General features: G+C 39.7%; 20 protein-coding genes. 13 read left to right on the top strand and 7 right to left on the bottom strand.

Annotated features, from left to right (window positions below; genetic code table 11):
* Positions 1–36: 36 nt before the first annotated feature.
* Complete coding sequence (locus AWN68_RS12410; RefSeq protein ID WP_068416077.1) at positions 37–948, bottom strand: hypothetical protein; 912 nt, start codon at positions 946–948, stop codon at positions 37–39.
* A 52-nt stretch (positions 949–1,000) separates the two neighbouring features.
* A complete protein-coding gene (locus AWN68_RS12405; RefSeq protein ID WP_068416070.1) occupies positions 1,001–2,479 on the bottom strand; it encodes a M28 family peptidase in 1,479 nt (492 codons plus the stop codon).
* A 188-nt stretch (positions 2,480–2,667) separates the two neighbouring features.
* Between AWN68_RS12405 and gcvP the strand changes: the two genes are divergently transcribed.
* Positions 2,668–5,571 (top strand): aminomethyl-transferring glycine dehydrogenase, encoded by a 2,904-nt coding sequence (gene gcvP, locus AWN68_RS12400; RefSeq protein ID WP_068416067.1) that lies wholly within the window; start codon positions 2,668–2,670, stop codon positions 5,569–5,571.
* A gap of 58 nt (positions 5,572–5,629) precedes the next feature.
* Here the strand turns inward: gcvP and AWN68_RS12395 are convergent, their stop codons facing one another.
* Both AWN68_RS12395 and AWN68_RS12390 read right to left on the bottom strand, forming a co-directional pair.
* The gene (locus tag AWN68_RS12395; RefSeq protein ID WP_068416061.1) at positions 5,630–6,217 is read right to left on the bottom strand and encodes a hypothetical protein; all 588 of its coding nucleotides are present in this window, start codon (positions 6,215–6,217) and stop codon (positions 5,630–5,632) included.
* A complete protein-coding gene (locus tag AWN68_RS12390; protein WP_068416058.1) occupies positions 6,214–6,555 on the bottom strand; it encodes a PadR family transcriptional regulator in 342 nt (113 codons plus the stop codon). Before AWN68_RS12390 ends, AWN68_RS12395 begins: the two co-directional genes overlap by 4 nt.
* A gap of 196 nt (positions 6,556–6,751) precedes the next feature.
* Between AWN68_RS12390 and AWN68_RS12385 the strand changes: the two genes are divergently transcribed.
* From AWN68_RS12385 to AWN68_RS12360, 6 genes are all read left to right on the top strand, one after another.
* On the top strand, positions 6,752–8,761 hold the full coding sequence (locus tag AWN68_RS12385) for a BatA domain-containing protein (RefSeq protein WP_068416051.1): 2,010 nt from the start codon (positions 6,752–6,754) through the stop codon (positions 8,759–8,761).
* A 1-nt stretch (position 8,762) separates the two neighbouring features.
* Positions 8,763–10,019, top strand: a complete 1,257-nt coding sequence (locus tag AWN68_RS12380; RefSeq protein ID WP_068416046.1) for a dihydroorotase — start codon at positions 8,763–8,765, stop codon at positions 10,017–10,019.
* A complete protein-coding gene (locus AWN68_RS12375; protein ID WP_068416043.1) occupies positions 10,012–10,545 on the top strand; it encodes a DUF4199 domain-containing protein in 534 nt (177 codons plus the stop codon). Before AWN68_RS12380 ends, AWN68_RS12375 begins: the two co-directional genes overlap by 8 nt.
* A 119-nt stretch (positions 10,546–10,664) precedes the next feature.
* A complete protein-coding gene (locus AWN68_RS12370; RefSeq protein ID WP_068416040.1) occupies positions 10,665–11,174 on the top strand; it encodes a DUF4199 domain-containing protein in 510 nt (169 codons plus the stop codon).
* Positions 11,175–11,181: 7 nt separating this feature from the next.
* Positions 11,182–12,147: a glycosyltransferase family 2 protein gene (locus tag AWN68_RS12365; protein ID WP_068416036.1), complete on the top strand. Its 966-nt coding sequence runs from the start codon at positions 11,182–11,184 to the stop codon at positions 12,145–12,147.
* Entirely contained in the window at positions 12,144–13,124 is a 981-nt protein-coding gene (locus AWN68_RS12360) for a glycosyltransferase (RefSeq protein ID WP_068416033.1), read from the top strand. Before AWN68_RS12365 ends, AWN68_RS12360 begins: the two co-directional genes overlap by 4 nt.
* Here AWN68_RS12360 and AWN68_RS12355 read toward each other — a convergent pair.
* On the bottom strand, positions 13,103–13,870 hold the full coding sequence (locus tag AWN68_RS12355) for a class I SAM-dependent methyltransferase (RefSeq protein WP_068416028.1): 768 nt from the start codon (positions 13,868–13,870) through the stop codon (positions 13,103–13,105). The genes AWN68_RS12360 and AWN68_RS12355 overlap by 22 nt on opposite strands.
* A gap of 335 nt (positions 13,871–14,205) precedes the next feature.
* On the opposite strand from AWN68_RS12355, the gene AWN68_RS12350 reads away from it, so the two are divergent.
* Genes AWN68_RS12350 through AWN68_RS12340 form a run of 3 tightly spaced genes read left to right on the top strand, consistent with a single transcriptional unit; the run spans position 14,206 to position 18,610 of the window.
* The gene (locus tag AWN68_RS12350; RefSeq protein WP_084362852.1) at positions 14,206–15,690 is read left to right on the top strand and encodes an efflux RND transporter periplasmic adaptor subunit; all 1,485 of its coding nucleotides are present in this window, start codon (positions 14,206–14,208) and stop codon (positions 15,688–15,690) included.
* Between the two features lie 8 nt (positions 15,691–15,698).
* Entirely contained in the window at positions 15,699–17,084 is a 1,386-nt protein-coding gene (locus AWN68_RS12345; RefSeq protein WP_068416025.1) for an ABC transporter permease, read from the top strand.
* Between the two features lie 14 nt (positions 17,085–17,098).
* Positions 17,099–18,610 (top strand): TolC family protein, encoded by a 1,512-nt coding sequence (locus AWN68_RS12340; protein WP_068416022.1) that lies wholly within the window; start codon positions 17,099–17,101, stop codon positions 18,608–18,610.
* Positions 18,611–18,636: 26 nt separating this feature from the next.
* Here the strand turns inward: AWN68_RS12340 and purB are convergent, their stop codons facing one another.
* Complete coding sequence (purB, locus tag AWN68_RS12335) at positions 18,637–19,980, bottom strand: adenylosuccinate lyase (RefSeq protein WP_068416018.1); 1,344 nt, start codon at positions 19,978–19,980, stop codon at positions 18,637–18,639.
* Positions 19,981–20,184: 204 nt separating this feature from the next.
* Between purB and AWN68_RS12330 the strand changes: the two genes are divergently transcribed.
* From AWN68_RS12330 to egtD, 3 genes are all read left to right on the top strand, one after another.
* Positions 20,185–21,300, top strand: coding sequence for a ferredoxin--NADP reductase (locus AWN68_RS12330; protein ID WP_068416016.1), 1,116 nt, complete (start codon positions 20,185–20,187; stop codon positions 21,298–21,300).
* A 129-nt stretch (positions 21,301–21,429) separates the two neighbouring features.
* Complete coding sequence (gene egtB / locus AWN68_RS12325) at positions 21,430–22,701, top strand: ergothioneine biosynthesis protein EgtB (protein WP_068416014.1); 1,272 nt, start codon at positions 21,430–21,432, stop codon at positions 22,699–22,701.
* A gap of 3 nt (positions 22,702–22,704) precedes the next feature.
* Complete coding sequence (egtD, locus tag AWN68_RS12320; protein WP_068416011.1) at positions 22,705–23,670, top strand: L-histidine N(alpha)-methyltransferase; 966 nt, start codon at positions 22,705–22,707, stop codon at positions 23,668–23,670.
* Here the strand turns inward: egtD and paaD are convergent.
* The gene (gene paaD, locus AWN68_RS12315; RefSeq protein WP_068416010.1) at positions 23,667–24,164 is read right to left on the bottom strand and encodes a 1,2-phenylacetyl-CoA epoxidase subunit PaaD; all 498 of its coding nucleotides are present in this window, start codon (positions 24,162–24,164) and stop codon (positions 23,667–23,669) included. The genes egtD and paaD overlap by 4 nt on opposite strands.
* Positions 24,165–24,170 lie beyond the last annotated feature (6 nt).

Here is a 24,170-nt window from a genome sequence, read left to right as displayed (position 1 = left end):
ACAATAATGAAAGGCGTAGCGAGAGTTACGCCTTTTTCATTTTATCTGCGTTGATTTTATTTCTTGAGTTTCTTCATCCCACTCCCATTCACTCACTAATGCCCCGCCCAAATAATAATTTCTATCAATCTGTGCTGAACGGTAATTCTCTTTTATCGTGATGGTTTGATTTATGTCCAGTATTGCGCTCAACCGGTGCAGGTAATTTATATACTGAAGGTCTCCAAATCCATAGTATTCTTGCCACTGAAGCAGGAAACCTATGATAGCTTTTTCGGTCTTTTCCCCCGATTCAATGAGTTTAATGATTTCTTGTTCGATCAAATTAAGACCCGATTCTGAAGAAGGGAATCGCATTAAATGTGCCTGAAAAGCTTTGGCTAAATAAGGGAATTCGTTTGAGGGAAGAAGAATGAAATTCTCTAAATCTCTTGGGTCCTTTGAACAAAAAGCTTGGTAGGCATCAGAGGCAAAATTAAAATCGTTTCTACCTAGGATTCTTCTCTCCTCGAATAGTTCAGGGTATATTTCAAGGGGCAGTTCACCCAAAGCCATTAGTTTCTCATATCCATCCACTTGACCCACGCAAATCAGGGAAACCTTTACTTCGGCCCTGTCTTGTTGCTGAAACCAATGGAGCAGGGCAGTTAAGTTGACTTGGCAGAATAAGTCGTATTCGAACCAAAGGACTACTTCCTTATATGCTTTGAAGTTTTGAATTTTTCCGAATTCATCAATTACCTTTTCTTGATAATCGCTTGAACTGGTTTCAGTAAAAGAAGTCATAAAAGCTTCTCTGCTTTGCCAAAATTCATCTGTGCCGAAGGAATTCGCAACAAGCCCATCGCTTAAAACTTCGCGCCAAACAGCAGTATCTCCGTTAATGCCTGATTGCTTAAGGCTATAAAGTGTGCTGTCACCATTCAGAATATGTAGAGTGTTTTGCATAAAAAAAGGGTTACTCGAAAGTAACCCTTTTCAAATTTTTCTCAAAAAGATTTTAACGATCGTAAGACATGTCATCAGTTCTATCAACTGGTACTCTTTGATCGCGGTTCGCCAAGATCCAAGCGGTATAAAATACCAACTGACCTCTTTGAGCCATTACGTCAAATTCTATTTTATCAACAGTGTCCGTTGGTCTGTGATAATCAGCGTGAACTCCGTTGAAGTAGAAAATGATTGGAATACCTTTCTTAGCAAAGTTGTAGTGATCAGATCTGTAGTAGAAACGGTTTGTATCAGCTGGATCATCAAATCTATAATCTAAGTTTAAGCCAGTGTAAGTAATGTTAGCATACTCAGAGATTACCTTTAAGTGGCTAGAAAGCTTTTCTGAACCAATTGCATAAACGTAATTTCTGTCATTTTCATGCTCAGGGTCTACACGACCAATCATGTCAATGTTTAAGTTGGTAACCGTGTTTTCAATTGGAAAAATTGGGTTGTCAGCATAATAAGCTGATCCCAAAAGCCCTTTTTCTTCACCTGTTACATTTAAGAAAAGAATGCTTCTACGTGGCCTGTTACCTTCTTTAGCTGCTTGAGCGAAAGCTTCAGCAAGCTCCATTACGCCAGTAGTTCCACTGCCATCATCATCAGCACCATTGTTGATTACTGAACCATCTTCATTCTGACCAATGTGATCATAGTGAGAAGAGATCACAATAACTTCATCTTTCAGGTCAGTGCCTTCTAAGTAAGCCATCATGTTTTCGGTAGAGATCTCAGCAAGTTTTTCTTTCACTTGAAAGCTTACGCTTTTCTCTTTGATTGAAGAAGGGGCGCTAGCAGCAGCATCTAATTTAGCAGGAGTTGACCCTAAAAGATCAGCAGCCATTTCTTTAGTGATGTTGAATACGATGCTCTCGTTACCAGTGTTTTCTTTATTAGAACGAAGTCTTCCTTTCATTCTGAAAGAAGCCTGACGAGGCAAAGTTTGCATGAACTGCTCATCATCAGCACTAGCTACAAAAATAGCTTTCACACCAGCTTCGATTAGGCTTCTTTGAACTTCTCTAGAGCTTCCAGTTACAATAACACCTTTGTCTTTAATGTCCATTCCAGAAATAGCCGAACCATCACCAATATAAACTGTCGTCAATTTCATCTCTTTGTCCATGTTGGCATTGCCCGCGAAAATGAAGTCTTTACCATTCATTTTCTTTTTGCCTTTTACCTTCACGTAAACATCAGACCAATCTGACTGGTACATGCTGAATTTCTGACGGTAAGTGCCATTTACAGGCCCTACCAAACCAATTTTTTTGTAGAAATCCTCTAGGAATCTCGAAGCCATTTTCTGGCCTTCTGTCCCGGTTTCTCTACCCATAAACTCATCTGAAGCCAAAACGCTAAGTTTCGCCTTCATGTCTTGTGGAGTGATTGTATTCCCGTACTTCATGGCAGTTTTATCTTGAGCCACTAAGCCTTGTGAAAACAAGCAGACCACCACCGAAAGTGTTAATAATCTCCTCATTGAAATGTATTGTTTAATGTTGCAGTTTTATTAATTCACCAAAGCTAGAAAATTATTTAAAAGTACGGCTGAACTGTTACTCAAATGGTATTCTTTTTTAGCTCCTCTTTAAGGATTTTCACACATAGTCTCTTACATTTGTGCTTCTTTTCAGAAGCAAGATTTTACACCTTATTGGAATACTGGATATGACTAAGATTGATTTAAGGAAAACCCAAAAATTTGAAGATCGACACAACGGCCCTGATCAGCAAGATGTGGCGGAAATGCTTAAGGTAATCGGTTTACCAAGTATTGATGCGTTAATCGATGAAACAGTGCCTGCGGGGATTAGAATGAAAGAACCATTGAACCTTCCTCATCCTAAGTCAGAGTTTCAGTTTTTGAAGGATTTGAGACAGATTGCTGGCCATAATAAACTCTTTAAGTCCTATATCGGGATGGGCTATTATGACACGATCGTTCCGGGTGTAATCCAAAGAAATATTCTAGAAAACCCAGGATGGTATACTGCTTACACGCCTTACCAAGCTGAAATCTCTCAAGGTAGACTAGAAGCCTTGATCAACTTCCAGACCATGGTAATGGACCTTACTGGAATGGCAATCGCCAATGCTTCGTTGTTAGATGAAGCTACTGCAGCAGCTGAAGCCATGTTCATGTTTTCAGGCTTGAAAAAGAAGGAAAAGAAAAACGCCCATACTTTCTTTGTTGACGAAAATACTTTTCCTCAAACGATTGACCTGTTAAAGACACGTTCAATTCCTGTCGGGATCAATTTAGTGATTGGTAAAATCGAAGAGCTTGATTTAACCAACGAAGACTTATACGGTGTGCTTTACCAATATCCAGCAGGTGATGGTAGTGTAAGAAACCTCAAGAAATTTACTGAAACAGCCCACGCAAATAACGTATTTGTAACTGCTGCTGCCGACTTAATGTCTCTAGCGCTTCTAACACCTCCAGGAGAAATGGGAGCTGATGCTGTGGTTGGTACTACACAAAGGTTTGGTGTGCCAATGGGGTATGGCGGGCCACATGCTGCATATTTTGCCACAAAAGACGAATTTAAACGTCAAATTCCAGGTAGAATTATTGGAGTTTCTATCGATAGCCAAGGCAACAAAGCCTATAGAATGGCACTTCAAACCCGTGAGCAACATATTAGAAGAGAAAAAGCAACTTCTAATATTTGTACCGCACAGGTGTTACTTGGTGTAATGGCCGGTATGTACGGTGTATACCACGGCTCAAAAGGAATTAAGCATATCTCTCTTAAAATTCATGGCTTCGCGCAGCTGTTAGAGAAAGGTTTGAACTCGCTTGATTTCAAACAATTGAACGAAGCTTATTTCGATACCTTAAGAATAGAGGCAGAATCTTCTGTTTCGGATAAAATCAGAACTATTGCCCAAGTAAACGAAATCAACTTCAGATACTTCGAAAATGGAGATATTGGTATTTCTGTGGATGAAACTACCAGAGTAGATGATATTCAATTGATCCTCGATGTATTTGCCGAGGCAAGTGGTCAGGTAGTGAAATTTGATTTAGACAGCGAAGCAGCTGGCTTGGAAGTTGAACTTCCAAAAGATTTAGAGCGTACTTCTGATTTTATGACACACCCAGTGTTTAATCAGTACCACTCTGAACACGAAATGCTTCGATATATTAAGAAACTTGAGAACAAAGATTTGTCATTGGTGCATTCCATGATTTCTCTCGGTTCTTGTACAATGAAATTGAACGCCACAGCCGAAATGGTACCAGTAACTTGGCCTGAATTCGGTGGTATTCACCCTTTTGCTCCTTTAGATCAAACTAAAGGATACCAAATGCTCTTCAACGATTTAGTGGATTGGCTTTCTGAAATCACTGGCTTTGACGATGTTTCTTTACAACCAAACTCTGGTGCACAAGGAGAATACGCTGGCCTTATGGTGATCAGAGCCTATCACGAAAGCAGAGGAGATATGCAGCGTAATGTGGCTATTATCCCAACTTCAGCTCACGGCACTAACCCAGCATCTGCGGTTATGGCGGGGATGAAAGTGGTATTGGTAGCTTGCGATGAGCGTGGAAATATTGATGTAGAAGACCTGAAACTTAAGGTTGAGCAAAATAGTAATGAGCTGGCTTGCTTAATGGTAACTTACCCTTCAACCCACGGTGTGTTTGAAGAAAGTATCAAAGACATTTGTCAGATTATCCATCTCAATGGTGGTCAAGTCTATATGGATGGAGCCAACATGAATGCTCAGGTGGGCTTAACCAGCCCTGGACTTATTGGGGCAGACGTTTGTCACTTGAATTTGCATAAAACCTTCTGTATTCCTCACGGTGGTGGTGGACCTGGTATGGGCCCAATCGGAGTGAGGTCACACCTTGCACCGTTCTTGCCGGGTAGTCCTGTAGTGGAAAGCGGTGGAGAGAATGCAATCACTGCGATTTCAGCAGCCCCTTGGGGTAGCGCAAGTATTTTAACAATCTCTTACGCTTACATCGCCATGATGGGTGCTGAAGGATTGACAAATGCGACCAAATTAGCAATCTTGAATGCAAATTATATTAAGGCTATTCTTGAGAAAGAATTTAAAATTCTATATGCTGGTTCTAAAGGACGTTGCGCACACGAAATGATTGTGGATTGCCGTGATTTCAAAGCCCATAATATTGAAGTAGGCGATATAGCCAAACGTTTGATGGATTATGGTTTCCACGCACCAACGGTATCCTTCCCAGTGGCAGGTACTTTGATGATTGAGCCAACCGAGTCAGAATCAAAAGTAGAATTGGATCGTTTCTGCGAAGCCATGTTGAGCATTCGTCAGGAAATCCAAGAAGTGATTGATGGCATTGCTGACGAAGCGGATAACGTGCTTATCAACTCTCCACATACACAAGCAATGGTATTGGAAGGTCAATGGGAAAAGCCTTACTCACGTGAAAAAGCAGTTTATCCTGCTGAATACGTGAAAGAAGCGAAGTTCTGGCCAACTGTCGCCCGCATCGATTCTGCTTATGGCGATAGAAACTTGATGTGTAGCTGTATTCCAGTCTCTGATTACGCTCCAGAAGAAGCTGTGGTATAAGCCATAGCCTTGACTCAAAATACAAACGCCTCGTTACAAAAAGTAGCGAGGCGTTTTTTTATGCTTGCTGAAGCGATTCTTCACTTCGTTGATATTTACTGTAGAATTGGTAAGGTAGGTAAAGGCTTGCAAAAAGGATAAATGAGATAATTAAGAAGGTCTCTGCGAGGTCAAACTTCTTGGATGACTCAACAGCATTTTCTAGTCGAATGGTGTTTATTTGTTTTTCTAATCCGTAAGAGCTTACAGTGAGTTCTGGATTGGCGGAGTAGTACTCTGCTTGTATGGCTTGTATTTTGAACTCAAAACCTTTTGAAGCCAATAGAGACTGACTGAAAAAAAGAACAGATAGGCACAAGCACACTACGCTTGCATAGCCTCCAATAAATGCGAGTTTTTTGATCATGGTGTTATATTTTTTGGTGGTTAAAAATTTTAAGTCGTTTTCAATCTGAATGGCATAATCGGGCATTACTTTTTCCTTGGCATTTGAAAAAGCCACGGTAAAGTCTATATGTCCATCTTCTATAAGTATTTCTACTTCGCAGGAAAGATGGTCTACTAAATCATCGATTAACTCGGGGTTTGTAAAGCCTTGCTGTAACAAGTAGCCTCTGATCTGCTGCGTTTGTGTAGCGTTAATCATGATACTGCTGGTTTTTGTTTCCCAAAAAGTAAGTACAGCGTAGATTGAAAGTCGGATAACTCTTGCATGGCAGGCGCTACTAATCCCGTTCCTTTCTGGGTAAGCGAGTAGTACTTTCTGGTTCTGTTACCCACTAATACGGATTCCGTAGTAAGGAAGCCTTCCTTTGTTAATGCATGAAGTGTAGGGTAGAGCGAACCTTCCTTAATTAAGATTCTGCCTTCCGTTTTCTCTTTTACCTTCTGCACAATCTCGTAACCATACATTCTTTCTTCTTCGGAAAGCAGCTTTAGAATAATGGGTTTGAGTATGCCTTTTAATAATTCTCTTGAATACATAGAACAATAATACATCATAATACGATGTATTCAAAAATTCTTAGAGATTTTTTTAGAAGAGGGCAGCTGAAGAGACCAAATGAGGCTTCAATACTTGTATATTAGCAACCACTCGAATAAATTTTGAGCAGAACTACATATTCAAATCAATTTTTACGTAGTTATGTTTTTGAAGCCATAGAATAATAAATCCGCTTTGACTATATATACTGTTTTAACATTTGCCAATCCAGCAGTACTGTGGGGGCTTTTAGCTTTGGCTATTCCCGTAATCATTCACCTTTTCAATTTCAGAAGGGTGAAACGTGTGCAGTTTTCCAACATCGCCTTGCTGAAAAAGGTGAAGGAAGAAAGTTCTTCTAAGCGCAAACCAGTGGAACTGCTGATTTTACTTTCAAGGCTTTTGTTTATCTCCTTCTTGATCTTTTCCTTCGCGCAGCCCATTTTTAAGAACAATGCGAATGATCAGGAATTGTCTGATGAGGTCTTGATCTATCTCGATAACTCGCTGAGTATGGATATGCCTGTAAGCTCACAGCAAAGTGCCTTCGATCGTGCTTATTCTTTATCCGCAGGTGTGGTGGATGCTTATCCTGAATCGGCCAAGTTTAAATTTCTCGAAAACGGTTACGGCAATTCTTTAAATACTAGTTATACAGCCTCTACGATTAAGGATAGATTTACGGAATTGGAATTATCTGGGGTAGGAAGAAGTATGGATGAAATTCAGTCGCGAATTGCGGCCAGTGGCTTCCGCGGAGATGTTTATTTGATTTCCGATTTTCAGAAGAACAAGGAAAATGAGTTAAGAAACATTGCCAGTGATAGTCTTCGTAACTATTATTTAATGCCCATTGAAGGTGAGAATAACAGTAATCTCTATTTTGACACGGCTTATTTAGAGAATAGCTTTCTGTTGGGGGCAATGAAAAATAACCTCAAGGTAGTACTCAGAAACGAAGGCACAGAAGACTTTGAAGATGTAAATGTCAGGCTGTTCTTTGACGATCAACTGTCCAGTACTGCTTTGGTAAATGTGCCTGCCAATGGAGTTAAAGAACATATTTTTGAGGTAGATCAATCCGCCACTGGACTCAATAAAGCAAAGGTCACCCTTGACGACTCTAAAGTTCTATTCGACAACGAATACTTTTTAACCCTTAATAATATTGAAAGGGTAATTGTGCATGAAGTGAAAGGCATCGATTCGAATGGCTTTATTGAGCAACTTTATGCAGACAATGAACTGTTCAATTATCAGGCTTTCAATGCCAATAACATTGACAATAATGAATTACTACAAAGCGATATTATTATTCTAAATCAGCTTTCTGATTTTTCTAATCAACTGATTTCGGCACTAAAAACCTTTTTAGAAAAGAATGGGACGGTATTGATCATTCCATCTGCTGAAAGTAATTTCCAGACTTTTTCTCAATTGGGGCTTACCATAAGGTTTGATTCTGATGAACGTTTGGGTTTAGGGCAACCTAATTTTCAGAACCCATTTTTTGATGGTGTTTTTGAAAACACGAACGAGGCCATCGCTATGCCGGAAGCTTCCATCACTTACCGACTAGTCAATAGCGAATTGGGCGTGTTGAACTTTAAGAATGGCAGAGAATTCCTTTCTAAGGCGGAGTTGCCCTTAGGAAACGCTTATGTTTTTTCAAGTGACTTTAGTGCTGAGGCTACGAGTTTTCCGAGTCACTCTCTTTTTGTGCCCGTCATGTATAAGCTGGCTTTGGGCAGTAAGGTCAACCTTTCTAAACTCTATTATCTCACGGATGAACAAACCATGGTGTATCCGTTGGAGGAAAATTTAACGGCCAACGATATTATAACACTATCGGATGGGGAGAGTATGATCACACCAGACCAACGTATTTCGGGTAAAAACTTGATCATGGAAATTCCTAAAGATGAATTGAATGCTGGGCATTACACCATTATGAAGAGAGAAACGGAATTAGGCACTATTGCTTTCAATCAGTCAAAAGCCGAATCGTCTGTGGAGCGCCATAGTATAGACGAATTAGAAACCATAGCACTGGCCAAAAATATCAATGTAATTCAGGCAGAAGATGGGATAGAAGTGAACCGGGAATTGACGGCAGGCATAAAAGGAATCAACCTTTGGAAATATGCTTTGATGCTTGGACTTCTTTTTCTTTTTGCGGAAGTAATTTTAATCCGATATTTGTGATATGGAAATTTTAATCCGTGCTGCCAAAGTAATCGACCCTTCCTCTCCACATCATAATTTGATCAAGGACATCCTTATTCAAGATGGTGTTATTAAAAAAATTGAAAACCAGATAAGTTTCGATGGAACTGTAATTGAACATGAAAACCTGATGGTTTCACCAGGTTGGTTCGATATGCGGGCTCACTTTACTGATCCAGGAAAAGAACACAAAGAAGATTTAGAGTCAGGTTCTGCAGCTGCAGCTGCTGGTGGCTTTACCGATGTATTGCTTTTGCCCAACACCGATCCGGTGACTTCTAATAAAAACAGCATTAGCTATTACCTAAAATGGAACAAAGGCGCTGATGTGAATTTGCATCCTGCTGCTGCGATAACATTAGGTTGCCAAGGCAAGGAGCTTACGGAAATGATTGACTTGCACACTGCGGGTGCTGCCGCTTTTACGGACGGTATTGAACCGATTTGGCATACGGACATCCTTTTAAAAAGCTTACAGTACCTTCAAACTTTTGATGGAGTATTGATCAATCGACCTGAGGACAGAATGCTGACTGCTTTCGGTACAATGCATGAAGGACAGGTGAGCACGATCTTAGGAATGAAGGGCATGCCTGAATTGGCGGAGGAAGTAATGATCGACAGGGATTTGGAACTGCTGAAATATGCGGGAGGAAAAATCCACTTCAGTTTGATTTCTTCAGCAGGGGCGGTAGAAAGAATTAGAAGGGCCAAAGCCGAAGGACTAAATGTAACAGCCGATGTTGGGATTCACCATTTGATTTTCACTGATGAGAACTTAATGGATTACGATACTAGTTTTAAAGTGAATCCACCTTTCAGAAGCGAAAAGGATAGACTTGCCCTAATCGAAGGTTTGAAAGATGGAACGATCGATGTTATTGTAAGTGACCATCAACCGCACGACCAAGAAAGCAAGCAGTTAGAGTTTGATTTGGCTGACTTTGGAATCATTGGGCTTCAAACTTTTTACCCCGCCCTACTCGGTGCTTTGGGAAATAAGACTGAAAACTGTATTGAAAGAGTTACAGCAGCTCCAAGAAGGATCTTGGGAATAGATCAAGCCTCCATTTCGGAAGGCGGTGCTTCTCTAACGATTTTCTCACCAAGTGTAAAATGGAGTTATAATGGGAGGACGAATAAGTCTAAATCAGTAGCTTCTCCGTTCTTCAATCAAGAAATGATAGGTAAGGTGGTTGGGATAGTTAATAACGGAAGGTTTATTTCTAATGATTAAAGTTAACCCTAAGCTTACTCGCCTTTCTTTTAAGTACGGTGCTGTAACTGCGCTTTTCACCATTATCGCTTTTTTGGTGTTCTATTTTATGGGGCTCCAACCATGGCGTAACCTCCTTTCCTTTTTACTGGACATAATGATCATTGTGATCTTCCTTTTTCTAGCCTTAAAGGATTATAAGACGAATGTAGGTAATGGAGAGTTTAGGTTCTACCATGGAATGACGATTGGATTTATCGTTTACCTTACCACTGCAGCTGTTTTTGCCCTCTTCTATTTCGTTTTTATTTATTGGGGTAATCCCGATTTCTTAAGTGAATATATCATTACTGCACAGCAGGATATGGTCAGCCGAAAAGACATGATCGTTTCCGCTTTGAGTGAAGAGAGTTATGTAGAACAGTATGAAATGATTGCTAATACCTCGAAAAATGTGTTGGTATTCGATGTTTTCATCAAGAAATTATTGATTGGCTTAGTTGTAACACCGATCTTCAGTATCATTTTAAGGTCGAGTCGAGCTTGATATAGTTCGCTAATCCTGAAAATGATTCGTTTAAGTAAATTGAATCTTAACATTCATTAATTCTCTATTACTTCCTAAAAATTATTAATTTCAATCCATCAACCTTAAAATTAGAAATTATGGAAGAACAAGTAACAGGTCGCCAAATAGGCATCAAGTATGGAGTTATCTTCGGTCTTATTAGCGCACTATACACTTTAGCCATGGCCATGGCACGAATACAGCTGCCGTTTGTGGGTATGTTTATTCAATGGGCAATTGTAATCGGAGTTTTTGTTTTTGCTTGTAAAGAGTACAAAGCAAACAATGGTAACATCATGTCATTCGGAAAGGGCTTTGGGATCATTATGGTGGCATCACTTATTGGTGGCTTAATTCGTTCGGTAGCTAGTTATGTTTACTTTATAGTAGATCCTGCCTATTTAGACTTTATGAAGGAAGCGCAGCAAAATAGCCCATTCGGCCCTCCGCCAGATCAGGGTAATGCCGCAAATGTGGAAGGAATGATGGCGTTTTTTACGAGCCCTGAGTTTATAGCGATCATGTCTTTTTTAATGGCTATTTTTGCAGGATTAATCTTTGGCTTGATCGTATCAGCCATAATGAAAAACGAAGAAGACGAATTTTAATAAAACATTGGTACAAGTTTCAGTAGTAATACCGCTTTATAACGAAGAAGAGTCGTTACCTGAACTAGTGAATTGGATAAGCCGTGTCATGATTGAACACGGCTTATCTTATGAACTGGTAATGATAGACGATGGAAGTAATGATAGTTCTTGGGAACAAATTCAAAAGCTGTCTGTAGATTTCCCCATTAAAGGATTGAAGTTCAATCGTAATTATGGTAAATCGGCTGCACTCAATGTGGGGTTCAAACACTGTGATGGCGAAGTGGTCATTACCATGGATGCCGATTTGCAAGATAGTCCTGATGAAATCCCAGCTTTATATGGCATGATTAAGGAAGGGTATCATTTGGTCTCCGGTTGGAAGAAGACTCGCCACGATCCAATTTCTAAAACCATACCCTCGAAATTTTTTAATAGAATTACTAGAATTTTGTCGGGCATTAAACTCCATGATTTTAATTGTGGTTTAAAAGCTTACGATCATAAATTGGTTAAAACGCTGGAAGTTTATGGCGAAATGCACCGCTATATTCCTGTAATCGCCAAACGCAATGGCTTTACTAAAATTGGAGAGAAAATAGTAGAACACAGGGCTAGGAAATATGGCACTACTAAGTTTGGTTTAGAACGCTTTATCAATGGTTTTCTTGATCTGATTTCCATTTCCTTTGTGTCGCGTTATAAGAAAAGGCCAATGCACTTTTTTGGTACTTTGGGCACTTTATCTTTTCTGGTAGGTTTTGCTTTCGTTGGTTGGATCTCATGGCAGAAAATTCATGCCATCTATATTTCAAAGAGTAATGTGTATAGAGACGTGGTCGATCAACCACTTTTCTTTTTAGCCATTGCGGCTATCATTATCGGTGTTCAGTTGTTTTTAGCAGGTTTTTTGGGCGAAATGATGACCATGAACTCTCAAAACAAGAACGACTATATACTTGAAGACCACATTGGTTTAGAAAAAAAATGAGATTTTTTTCGGTAGTCATACCTGTTTTCAATCGACCTGACGAAGTGGATGAACTCCTTAAGTCCTTGACACTTCAAACCTACACTAACTTTGATGTAATTATAGTGGAGGATGGTTCTACTGAAAAATGTGACCAAATCGTTGAGTCTTATCTAAGTCAACTTTCCATTCAGTATTTGTTTAAGGAAAACTCAGGCCAGGGCTTTTCAAGGAACTATGGTTTCGAAAGAGCCAAGGGTGATTACTTTGTAGTTTTCGATTCAGACTGCCTTATTCCTGAGGACTATTTTGAGAAGGTAAATCAGTTTTTAGATCATACACCTCTGGACGCTTTTGGAGGTCCTGATAAAGCGCATCCTTCTTTTTCCCCATTACAGAAAGCCATTAGCTATTCCATGACTTCACCTTTTACCACGGGCGGTATTAGAGGAAGTAAGAATCATGCGGGCACTTTTCACCCGAGAAGTTTCAATATGGGGATTTCTAGAGAAGTGTTTGAAAAAACAAAAGGTTACAAGATCACTCGAATGGGGGAAGATATTGAGTTCAGTATTCGAGTAATTGAAGCTGGCTTTAAAACAGGATTAATACCCGATGCATTTGTTTACCATAAACGGAGAACTAGCTTCTCTCACTTTTACAAGCAACTCCACTTTTTTGGGAGAGCGCGAATTAACGTGAACCGTTTTTTTCCTGGCGAACTAAAAGCGATTCATGCTTTACCTGCTGTATTTGTGGTTGGCTTGTTCGTATGGCTTACCACAATTTTCTATTCCACCATTCTATTTGCACTTGGAGGAGCGCTGCTCACATTATTTACATTCGCAATTTTCGTTCATTCTTCCATCCTAAATAAAAGTATGGATGTAGGGATACTGAGCATTTCAGCTGCTTTTACCCAGCTCACGGGTTATGGAATGGGCATGATCTCTGAAGTTTTGAAGCCTAGAGGCAATCAACCTTTTTCGCAGAAGTAAATAATTTCATTGGCCGGAAGTGCATATTTTCGCACTGTTTCCGCTGGTAATTCCATTACATAACGATCTTCTGTTACTTTAAAACCAGCCTTTTCCAATCGTTTACCATAATCTAAACCAAACAAACGCACGTGGTCATTCTGCCAATAAACACGCTCTCTTTCTTTAGGGTCGGTAATGGTGGGGTCTTCTAGGGTTTCGGCTCTGCTATAATCTTGTGGAGATTGAATAATGGCCCAGCCACCAGGCTTTAATACCCTATGAATTTCACTCATGGCCCTGATGTCATCATCTACATGTTCCATTACATGATTACAAAAAACGACATCAAATGTATTGTCTTCGAAGGGAATGTCATGAACATCCATTTTGACATCGGCCAATGGTGATTCCAAATCAGCTGAAGTATAATCGATGTTGGGCATGGCCTTGAACTTGTCAATAAAACAAAGTTCAGGAGCAATGTGTAAAAGTTTATGAGGGGAGGTGAAAAAAGTTGTCTTTTCTTTCATGTACAACCACATCAAACGATGTCTTTCCAATGAGAGAGAATCGGGGCAAAGTGCATTTTCTCTAGGGTTCAATCTTCCATAAGGGAGGAATTTACGGTAGCTGATCTCGCAAATAGGACAGGTTACATTCTTGCCTCGCATAAAGAGGCTGACAACCTTAAGGAGATGGTGACTAAATAGTTGAAGGTATTTTCTAGGTACCTTTCTGATAACAAAACTGATGAACCTTTTCATTCTTAGGATTTGCGCAAAGATAGAAGATAAGATTAAATCCCACCCTTGCCATTGAAAGGAACATGATGTTGTCTGAACAGAATATCTACCGTTTTTATAAATGAGCCATAGTTCAGTTAAACTAAACGTGTGTAAGGATCATCTAAGATCAGAAGAAGGAATTCGTGAAACCGTATGGGGTTCACTGTTTAAAGTAATCGTAATTCAGTGATTTTTAAACATTTCGGGTCTTTTTGGCTTTTACGTTAGTGGCTGCATATTTCTATATATGGAATTGCAGAGACAGTTATTAGCCCTAGTTTTGCACATATTTTAAAACAATTATAAAAAGAGTCATGAGAAAAAAACTCATTATTATCGGTTTGGTTGTAGTTACAGCTATCGTTGTTGCTCTCACCGTATTTAAAACGGACGCCATTGAGGACACTGCGGCATTATTTGCTACAGCTGAAAAAGGAGAATTTACAGTAGAGGTTACCACAACGGGTGAACTTTCTGCAGAAAAGTCTACAAAAATCATGGGGCCAACTGCCGCCAGAGATTACAATATTCGAAACATGACCATTATTAAGTTAGTGGAAGAAGGTACTATAGTAAAACAAGGTGATTACGTTGCAGATTTAGATAAGGCTGAGCTTTTTGAAAAAATTCAATCTGAAAAGGAACAGCTTGATGGTCAAATAGCAGAATATGAGAACGCTAAGATTGACACGGCTTTAACATTGGGTGGAGAGAGAGATAAGCTATTAAATCTTGACTATTCAATCGAAGAGAAGCAACTACAAATCGAGCAATCGCAGTATGAGCCACCAGCAACGGTGAAGAAATATCAAAATGAGTTAGACAAACTCTTAAGAGATAAAGAGCGCGCTGTGGACAATTATCGCCTTAAGGTTTCTCAAGCCAAGGCGAATATGATTGAAGAAACTGCTGACTTAAATAGAAGAAGAAACAGATATAATAGTGGTCTAGAGTTGCTTGAAAGTTTCACCATTTATGCACCACAAGATGGTATGGTGATTTATACAAAAGGATTTGGTGGAGAGCGTATTGTTGAAGGGTCTTCGCTTAGTGGTTGGAGTCCTGAAGTAGCGGAATTGCCAGACTTGTCATCTATGATCTCTACTACTTTCATTAATGAAGTAGATATCAGAAAAGTTAAAATTGGACAGCCTGTTCAAATTGGATTGGATGCATTTCCTGATAAAAGACTTTCTGGAAAAGTAACGAGAGTAGCTAGAGTTGGTCAACAAAATCCAAATTCAGATGCTAAAGTGTTTGAGGTGATTGTAAGAGTAAATGAAAGCGACAGTGAATTAAGACCGTCAATGACTACCAGTAATGTGATTGTAACTCAAAAGCTTGTAGATGTAGTGCACGTTCCTTTAGAATGTTTACATGTATACAATGATTCTATCAACTATGTAATCAAGAAAAATGGCTCACTACAAGAAGTAAAAGTAGGGATGACTAACAGCAACGAAGCTGTAATTGAAATGGGTGTTGAAGAAGGAGATGTTTTGTACCTAAGTAAGCCTGATGCAGCTGACGGTAAAGAGCCAGTTTTGATTCCAGAGCTGAATGGTACTAGAATGCAGAAATACGAGGTGAACCCTAATGAAAATACATTAGAGGACAATAGTAAATGGGTAATGCCTGATGGCACACCAATGAGTCCTGAAATAATTCAGCGATTGAAAGACCAAGGAATTACAGATCCATCTGAAATGACAAGAGGTGGTAGATCAGGTCAGCGACCAGCTGGAGGAGCTACTGGCGGTGCTGCTAGAGGCGGACGTTCAGGTCAACCAAATCAGTAAATTCAATTATGAATAAGCAGAGTTTATTATCTAATTTTTATATCGCACTGGAAGCAGTGCTTGCCAATCAGTTGCGCTCTTTGCTTACTGCTTTGGGAATCATTTTCGGGGTGGCAGCGGTAATCGCTATGCTTGCCATTGGTAATGGTGCTCAAAAGGAGATCTTAGAGCAGATTGAGTTGGTTGGGGTGAATAACATTATTATTCAACCGGTAGTAGAGCAAACGGAGCAACGAATAGGAGATTCTGACGAGAATGACAAAAAGAAGTTCTCTCCAGGTTTGAAGTTGCTTGATGTTGAAAGTATTCGTAATAGTGTCCCAGGAGTGGCAAGACTGAGTCCTGAAATCCTTTTGGAAACTTACATCATTAAGAATGGAATCAGAAGATCTTCAAAGTTAGTAGGTGTTGAGCCTAGCTATTTTCAAGTCGCCAATTTTGAATTGGATGGAGGTGATGTCTTTAATGAAACTCAATTGAGAGTCGGAGCACCTGTCTGTATTATTGGAAAAGGGATTCAAAGTAAATTCTTTCCTCAAGAGAACCCTATTGGTCAAAAGATTAAGGTGGGCTCTCAGTGGCTAGAGGTAATTGGTGTATTGAAAGAAAGGTTTATTTCTGAAAAAGCCATTACCAACTTAGGTATTCGTGATTACAATATGGATGTATATACACCAATCCAAACGGTTTTGGTAAGGTACATTAACCGTGATTTGGTAACTGGTTCTGGGCTCAAGAAGAGCTTTGGTGGAATTAGTATGGCGAGTTTTGGAAGAGGTGGAGGAAGTATTACAATAGCTGGTGCTTCAGCATCTGACTCTGAAGATTCAGCACCTTCAAATTATCATCAAATTGACCGTTTAGTGGTTCAAGTAAGTGAGTCTGCAAAATTGAGCTCTACTGCCGAAGTTCTTTCTAGAATGTTAGAAAGAAGGCATTATGGAGTAATTGATTATGAAATCACAATTCCAGAATTGCTATTAAAACAACAACAACGAACGCAGAATATTTTTAATATCGTGTTAGCTGCCATTGCCGCCATCTCTCTTTTGGTAGGAGGTATTGGAATTATGAATATCATGTTAGCATCTGTAATGGAAAGGATCAAAGAAATTGGTTTGAGACTTTCAATTGGTGCAAAATCTACTGATATTGTATCACAATTTTTATTTGAAGCTGTGTTAATTTCAGTAACGGGTGGTATTATTGGTGTGATTTTAGGTATTGCATTAGCCTTTGCAGTCTCTTCTTTGGCAGACTTCCCGACAGAGATCAGCTTTGCTTCAATTGCAATATCATTTGGTGTGGCTGCTACTGTAGGACTTGTTTTTGGGATTACTCCTGCGAGAAGAGCTGCAAGCCAAGATCCTATTACATCATTAAGACACGAATAAGATTCAATAACATTATGAAAAAGGTCATTTATTTATTCATAGCATTCTTTTGCCTTGCCGGGACGTCTTGGGCACAGGAGACAAAAGTACTTACGCTAGAAGAAACAATTCGTTTAGCAAAGGAGAATTCGAGAGACGCCAAACAGGCTGAAACCTCTAGAACCTTGGGTTATTGGAGTTATCAAGTGTATAAATCTACGTTAAGGCCACAGCTATTATTGAGAGGTACGCTTCCTAACTATTTTGATAGAGCAACCCCTGTAACACAAGAAGATGGTTCAGTTGAATATGTATCAGTTAACCAGAATACTTCGGATTTTAGTTTGGGACTAGAGCAGATTTTGCCATGGACAAACACAACGATATCTTTTGATACCCGATTACAGCGTTTTGACAATTACACCACTGATGCCACTAAATATCAGGGTGACCCAATAGGTGTATCAATCACGCAACCTTTGTTCAGTGTTAACCCATATAAGTGGGATAAGGTGATTCAACCTTTGGAATATGAGCAATCCAAAAGAGGTTTTGTTCAAGATATGGAGGAGACTTCTAGAATTGCGGCATTGAGGTTTTTCCAACTTTTGGTAGTACAGAAGGATCTTGAGATTGCGACACAGAACGAACAGTCAAATGATACCATTTATAGAATTGAGGAAGGGAGGTATAATATTGGTACTTCTACAGAAGATGAATTACTACAGACTGAACTCAATTTACTGACTGCTAGAGCTGATGCACAACAAGCTAGGCTAGATGTTCAATCAAGATCACTGGATTTAAGAAGCTTCATTGGTTTGACGGAAGACGTTAAGTTGGTATTGGTTCCTCCAGCAGACGTTCCAGCATTTGAAATTGACTATGAAGAAGCACTTCAGTATGCAAAGAATAACAGGGCGGAATTTCTTGATTTTAAGATTCAAAGGTTAGAGGCTGAGCAATCCGTTGCCACCGCAAGAGCCAGTAGGTTTAATGCCAATATTAATGCCTCTTATGGTTATAATAGTACACAAACGGGTACTTTAGGGGGCGTGTATGAAGGTGATAATATTGGTACGGGTTCTCGTTTTACTTTGGGTTTTTCTCTACCAATATTAGACGGTGGGAGAAATAAGGCTAGAATGAATCAGGCCCGTGAAAGACAAAAGAATACCGAGTTTACAGTTCAGCAAAACGAAATTAATTTTGAGCAAGAAATAACCAATGCGGTTAGGAATTTTGGTCAGATAAGGAATCAAATTGACATTGCTGAAAAAAGACAAGAGATCGCCTTAAGAGGGTTTGAAATTACTAATGGCAGATACTTGGCAGGTAAAGTCGGAATTCTTGAATTGAACAACTCAAGAGAGACTAAAGATTCGGCTATTAGGAATTATACTTCTGCACTTCAGCAATACTGGGTTGCTTATTATGAACTAAGATCATTGACGCTATATGATTTCAGAAACAATGTACTTCTATATAATGAGCTATTGGAATACGATCCAAAAACAGATTCAGTAATAGAGAGAGCTAAACAATAAAAAAAGCCCCATAAGGGGCTTTTTACTTATAAACCAGTATAATTAAATGGACTGATTCGCATCAGTTCATTTTTTATTTCTGCTGAAATCTCCAGGGTTTGAATAAACTCCTTCATCACTTCAGCAGTGATTTTTTGATTGGTCCTCGTTAATCCTTTTAATGCTTCATAAGGTTTTGGATATCCTTCCCTACGAAGTATGGTTTGGATCGCTTCCGCAACTACCGCCCAGTTATCTTCCAAATCCGCATCAATGGCCGCTTGGTTTAACTCTAACTTCTTAATTCCTTTCTCAAGCGACTTTAGAGCGATTAGGGTATGGCCTAATGGCACTCCGATGTTACGTAACACCGTAGAGTCAGTTAAGTCTCTCTGTAGCCTAGAAATGGGTAGTTTGGCAGAAAGGTGCTCGAAAATCGCATTGGCGATTCCCAAGTTTCCTTCGGCATTTTCAAAATCAATTGGATTCACCTTGTGTGGCATGGCCGAAGAACCCACTTCACCTGCTTTAATCCTTTGCTTGAAGTAGTTCATGGATACATACTGCCAAACGTCACGAGAGAAATCAATCAGAATAGTGTTAATCCTTTTCAGGTTATCGAAAATAGCAGCAATATGGTCGTAATGCTCAATTTGCGTGGTTGGGTGACTGCGTTGTAAGCCAAGTGATTCTTTTACAAACTCATTCCCGAAGTCAATCCAGTCAATAGCTGGGTAGGCCACGTGATGTGCATTGAAATTACCCGTTGCACCACCAAATTTTGCAGCAAAAGGAATGTCGCCCAACAGAATCATTTGCTCTTCAATGCGACTGCTAAACACCTGCATTTCTTTGCCTAATCTTGTTGGAGATGCGGGTTGGCCGTGCGTTTTGGCCAGCATAGAAATGTTTTTCCATGCCTCGGCCATTTCATTAATCGTGTTCTTCACCTCCAAGATTGAAGGCTCAATCACCTCGTGCATTGCCCTTTTCAATGACAAAGGAATGGCAGTGTTATTAATGTCTTGAGATGTTAAACCGAAATGGATGAATTCGATGTGTTTTGTAAGGCCAAGGGCTTCAAACTTATCTTTCAAAAAGTACTCAACCGCCTTTACATCGTGGTTCGTGGTTTTCTCAATTTCCTTGATGCTAAGCGCATCGGCCTCAGTGAAATTGGTGTAGATCGACCTCAGTGAATCAAATATTTTGTGATCCACATCTGACAATTGAGGCAGAGGAATTTCGCACAAAGCAATGAAATATTCTACTTCTACTTCCACGCGGTATTTAATCAGCGCAAATTCAGAAAAATATTCAGTTAGTGCATCTGTAACCCTTCTGTAACGACCGTCAATCGGTGAAATGGCTGTGAGTGTATTCAAATCCATGTTTTCGGTTTAAAAAGAAAGGGCAAAGATACTAAAATGTACGGGCTTGAGCCTTCATTTTTGTAACTCTTCCCACGTTTCTGTATCTAATTTGGCAGAACAATTCATAGTTCAACAGATGATGATTACTTTTGCATTCTTTTAAACTACTTTCTACGCATTGGTGTTGTTACACTGACAATTTCTATAAACAGAATTTAAAGCATGGCATTCGGATTATTCAAAAAAAAGCAGACAGAGAAAAGTGAAATTCCTTCGGTGAAAGCCGGACATTTGAACTTAACGGTAAAGGAAGTAGTAAACGAAACGGCTGATGCCATTAGCATTTATTTTGAGCAACCAGCTTCTGGAAATATTCAGTATAAATCGGGTCAGTTTTTTACGCTTATCGCCAACATTAATGGAAAGCAAGAGCGTAGAGCATATTCGCTTTGCACTTCTCCATTTGTTGATCCACATCCGGCCGTAACAGTAAAAAGAGTAGAAGGCGGTTTAATGTCAAATCACCTCGGTGATAATTTGAAAGCTGGAGATGTAATGGAGGTGTTGGAACCGATCGGTAACTTCGTCACTACTTTTGATTCAAACAACGAAAGACATATTGTGCTTTTTGGGGGAGGAAGTGGAATTACGCCATTAATGTCAATTGCCAAGTCAGCATTAAATCAAGAGCCTAAATCAAAGATTTCTCTTATTTATGCCAACAGAGATTCTGATTCAATTATTTTCAAATATGCTTTGGAGCAAATGGAAAAGGAGAATCCAGAGCGCTTTAAGGTAGTACATGTGCTAGGCGAAGCACCACCTGAATGGAAAGGTTACAAGGGCTTGCTCACTCGAGATATTATTAAAGAAGCGCTGGATATGTTGCCTAAAATGGAAGAAGGGCAAACAGAATTCTTTATGTGCGGTCCAGGTCCAATGATGGATATTGTGGAACTGTCATTATCAAACTTGAATATTCCTAAAGTTCAAGTACATAAGGAAAGTTTCACTTCGGATGCAGGTAAGAAGAAAGAGAATGCAGCAGTAAGTAATGAAATTGTTGCGCGCGAAGTCACTGTGATCTATGACGGTGAGGAATTCAAATATACTGTTGAACCAGGAGAAACCATACTTGAAAAAGGCTTGGAGGAAGATATTGATTTGCCTTTTTCTTGTCAGAGTGGCTTATGTACGGCTTGTCGTGGAAAGTGCCTTTCTGGAAAAGTGAAAATGGACGAAGATGAAGGGCTTTCAGAAGCTGAATTGAATGAAGGTTATGTGCTTCCTTGCGTGAGCCATCCGCTTACCGATGATGTAGTCATCGAGATTGGCTAATATAAAATCAAAGTTTTTCAGAACTTTTAGTAGGGGATGTTGGTCTTACATAATGTGGTTTTAGATTGATAGTCTAATCTGCATTTCCGACATTCATAAAAACTAATATTGTGGCCTAGCTACTTTGATATGAGCATTTCTACGAAGCAGACTTTATCTCAAACTTCATTTTTGGAGAACTACTTGAAAGTTAGGGCTTTGACCAATGAACTTTGTGAGCCCCTACAACCAGAAGATTTTGTAGTCCAGCCGGTGGTCGATGTAAGTCCACCAAAATGGCATTTGGCACACACTACATGGTTTTTCGAAAACTTTATACTTAAGCCTAATATGGCCGACTATAGGGTTTTTGACAAGGATTATCATTTCCTATTCAACAGCTACTATGAAACCGAAGGGGATCGCTGGATTCGTTCCGAACGAGGTGCCCTATCTCGCCCCTGGGTAAAAGAAATTATGTCCTATCGTGCTTATGTAGATGAGCACATGAAGCAATATCTCTCTGATGAAGAGATTTCAAAAGAGATTCTAGATGTGCTCACCATCGGTTTGCACCATGAGCAACAGCATCAAGAATTATTGGTCTATGATGTAAAACACATTTTAGGAATTAACCCACTATTCCCAGCCTACAAGTCATTTCGGGGAGAAATCAATAATACGAATCTTGAAGAAAAATTTCTCGAAGTAGAAGAAGGCGTTTATACCATTGGTTACCAAGGGAATGATTTCTCTTTTGATAATGAGAAAGGCGTTCACAAGGTTTTTCTTCACCGCTACCGAATTCAAGACAGACTGATCACCAATGGTGAGTTTATGGAGTTTGTTGAAGCCGGTGGTTATAAAGACTTCAGCCATTGGTTAATGGAAGGTTTTGAATGGGTGAAGAAGGAGAATATACGAGCTCCTTTTTACTGGTTAAAGCATGAGGGCGTTTGGAAGCATTATACCTTAGCAGGTCTGGAAGAGATCAATCCAGAAGCGCCTGTAAGCCATGTGAGTTTCTATGAGGCTGATGCCTTTGCGAAGTGGAAAGGCAAACGTTTACCTACGGAATTTGAATGGGAAGTAGCCTGTAAAATGCATGAACCGGAAGTCCCTGAGGCAGCCAACTTTGTAGATGAGCGCAATTTCAGGCCAATGCCTAGGCAAGGGATAAACACCCAATTCTATGGAGATGTCTGGGAGTGGACAAATAGCGCCTATTTAGCTTATCCGTTTTATGAAAAGCCAGAAGGAGCACTGGGAGAGTACAATGGCAAGTTCATGATCAATACTATGGTGTTAAAGGGTGGTTCTTATGCTACTAGTCGTAACCATATCCGCCCTACTTACCGAAACTTTTTTCACCCGCATTTACGTTGGCAGTTCACAGGAATCCGACTAGCAGAAAACTTTTAACCCATGAGCGAAACTACCGCTGCACTTTCAACTTTTGCAAAAGATATTCATTCAGGACTTACTTCAAATCCTAAATGCCTTTCTTCAAAATATTTTTATGATGAAAAAGGGGATCAGCTTTTTCAAGCCATTATGGGCTTAGAGGAATATTACCTTACCCGCTGCGAGTTCGAAATATTTGATCAACAGAAAGTAGAGATTCTTAAGCGTTTTCTTGGAACCGATACTAGTTTCAACCTTGTTGAATTGGGTGCTGGAGATGGCACGAAAACCAAAGTGCTACTAAATCATTTTGTAAGTCAAGGAGTAGATTTTTCTTACTCTCCAATTGATATTTCTCAGCACGTGCTGGATGTACTTTCTGAAGACCTAGAGAAATCAATCCCGAAGCTAAAAGTGAATGCCATACAGGGCGATTACTTCGATGCCTTGGCCAAACTCAACGAGAATCATTTTCAGAAGGAAGTGGTGCTTTTTCTCGGTTCGAATATTGGAAATTTCTCCAACGGATCAGCTCCCAAATTTTTGAAAAGGTTAGGTGATAACCTTGGGTCGGGCGATATGCTGTTTATTGGTTTTGACTTGATGAAAGATCCTAATGTGATCTTGAGTGCCTATAATGACAAGTTAGGCGTAACGAAAGAGTTCAATGTTAATTTGCTCAGAAGGATCAATAATGAGCTTGGTGCCAATTTTGATTTAGAAGGCTATGAGCATTTCCCAACCTACAACCCAATTACAGGTGAAACCAAAAGCCATTTGGTAAGCAATAAGGCACAAGAAGTTTTTATAGAAGCCACTGGCGAAACCTACTCATTCGATGCCTGGGAAGCTATCCATATGGAAGTGTCGCAGAAGTACAGTCTAAAAACCATTCATCAGCTTGCTGAGCAAGCTGGATTCAAGGTGGTGAAAAACTTTACAGATGAAAATGAATTCTATGTAGACTCGCTTTGGGAGAAAATCTAAAGGGGTTTAAACTGCTCAAAAGCCTGATTGCAGTTATGGCAGAAATGCAGTGATCGACAAAGCGCTGGACCAAAGGGTGTTTTCATTTCTGTATTTGTACTGTCGCAATTAGGGCATTTGGAGTGCTCTAATAAATCAATGTCCACAATCAGGTTGTGTTTAGGAGGAGGAGCAAGGCCAAATTTCTTTAATGCAGCCCTGCCTTTATCGGAAATCATGTTAGAATTCCACTGAGTTTCGAAAGAAAGGTGGACATCGAAATCATCAATTCCATTTTTCTGAAGTGTTTCTTCAACATCCCTTTTCATGTAATCCATGGCGGGGCAACCCGAAAAAGTAGGGGTCATGTTCACTTTGACTTTCCCAGACTCTTGAATTTCAATACCGGTAATTACGCCTAAGTCGTTTAATGAAAGTACAGGGATTTCAGGATCCATGACTCCATCCAGCCATGACCTAATCTCTTCCACTGATATGTCTTTCGTTTTACTCATTGTGCT

This window comes from Roseivirga echinicomitans, assembly GCF_001592935.1.
Lineage (GTDB): Bacteria > Bacteroidota > Bacteroidia > Cytophagales > Cyclobacteriaceae > Roseivirga > Roseivirga echinicomitans.
Note: the sequence above shows the minus strand (reverse complement) of the source record. Positions and strands in the feature narration are given on the sequence as shown.

Coding starts and splice junctions, on each gene's coding strand:
- gcvP (WP_068416067.1), top strand. CDS start 2,668: ATGACTAAGATTGATTTAAGGAAAACCCAAAAATTTGAAGATCGACAC.
- AWN68_RS12405 (WP_068416070.1), bottom strand. CDS start 2,479: ATGAGGAGATTATTAACACTTTCGGTGGTGGTCTGCTTGTTTTCACAA.
- AWN68_RS12350 (WP_084362852.1), top strand. CDS start 14,206: ATGAGAAAAAAACTCATTATTATCGGTTTGGTTGTAGTTACAGCTATC.
- AWN68_RS12370 (WP_068416040.1), top strand. CDS start 10,665: ATGGAAGAACAAGTAACAGGTCGCCAAATAGGCATCAAGTATGGAGTT.
- paaD (WP_068416010.1), bottom strand. CDS start 24,164: ATGAGTAAAACGAAAGACATATCAGTGGAAGAGATTAGGTCATGGCTG.
- AWN68_RS12355 (WP_068416028.1), bottom strand. CDS start 13,870: ATGAAAAGGTTCATCAGTTTTGTTATCAGAAAGGTACCTAGAAAATAC.
- AWN68_RS12395 (WP_068416061.1), bottom strand. CDS start 6,217: ATGATTAACGCTACACAAACGCAGCAGATCAGAGGCTACTTGTTACAG.
- AWN68_RS12410 (WP_068416077.1), bottom strand. CDS start 948: ATGCAAAACACTCTACATATTCTGAATGGTGACAGCACACTTTATAGC.
- AWN68_RS12380 (WP_068416046.1), top strand. CDS start 8,763: ATGGAAATTTTAATCCGTGCTGCCAAAGTAATCGACCCTTCCTCTCCA.
- AWN68_RS12345 (WP_068416025.1), top strand. CDS start 15,699: ATGAATAAGCAGAGTTTATTATCTAATTTTTATATCGCACTGGAAGCA.
- purB (WP_068416018.1), bottom strand. CDS start 19,980: ATGGATTTGAATACACTCACAGCCATTTCACCGATTGACGGTCGTTAC.
- egtB (WP_068416014.1), top strand. CDS start 21,430: ATGAGCATTTCTACGAAGCAGACTTTATCTCAAACTTCATTTTTGGAG.
- AWN68_RS12375 (WP_068416043.1), top strand. CDS start 10,012: ATGATTAAAGTTAACCCTAAGCTTACTCGCCTTTCTTTTAAGTACGGT.
- AWN68_RS12340 (WP_068416022.1), top strand. CDS start 17,099: ATGAAAAAGGTCATTTATTTATTCATAGCATTCTTTTGCCTTGCCGGG.
- egtD (WP_068416011.1), top strand. CDS start 22,705: ATGAGCGAAACTACCGCTGCACTTTCAACTTTTGCAAAAGATATTCAT.
- AWN68_RS12360 (WP_068416033.1), top strand. CDS start 12,144: ATGAGATTTTTTTCGGTAGTCATACCTGTTTTCAATCGACCTGACGAA.
- AWN68_RS12330 (WP_068416016.1), top strand. CDS start 20,185: ATGGCATTCGGATTATTCAAAAAAAAGCAGACAGAGAAAAGTGAAATT.
- AWN68_RS12390 (WP_068416058.1), bottom strand. CDS start 6,555: ATGTATTCAAGAGAATTATTAAAAGGCATACTCAAACCCATTATTCTA.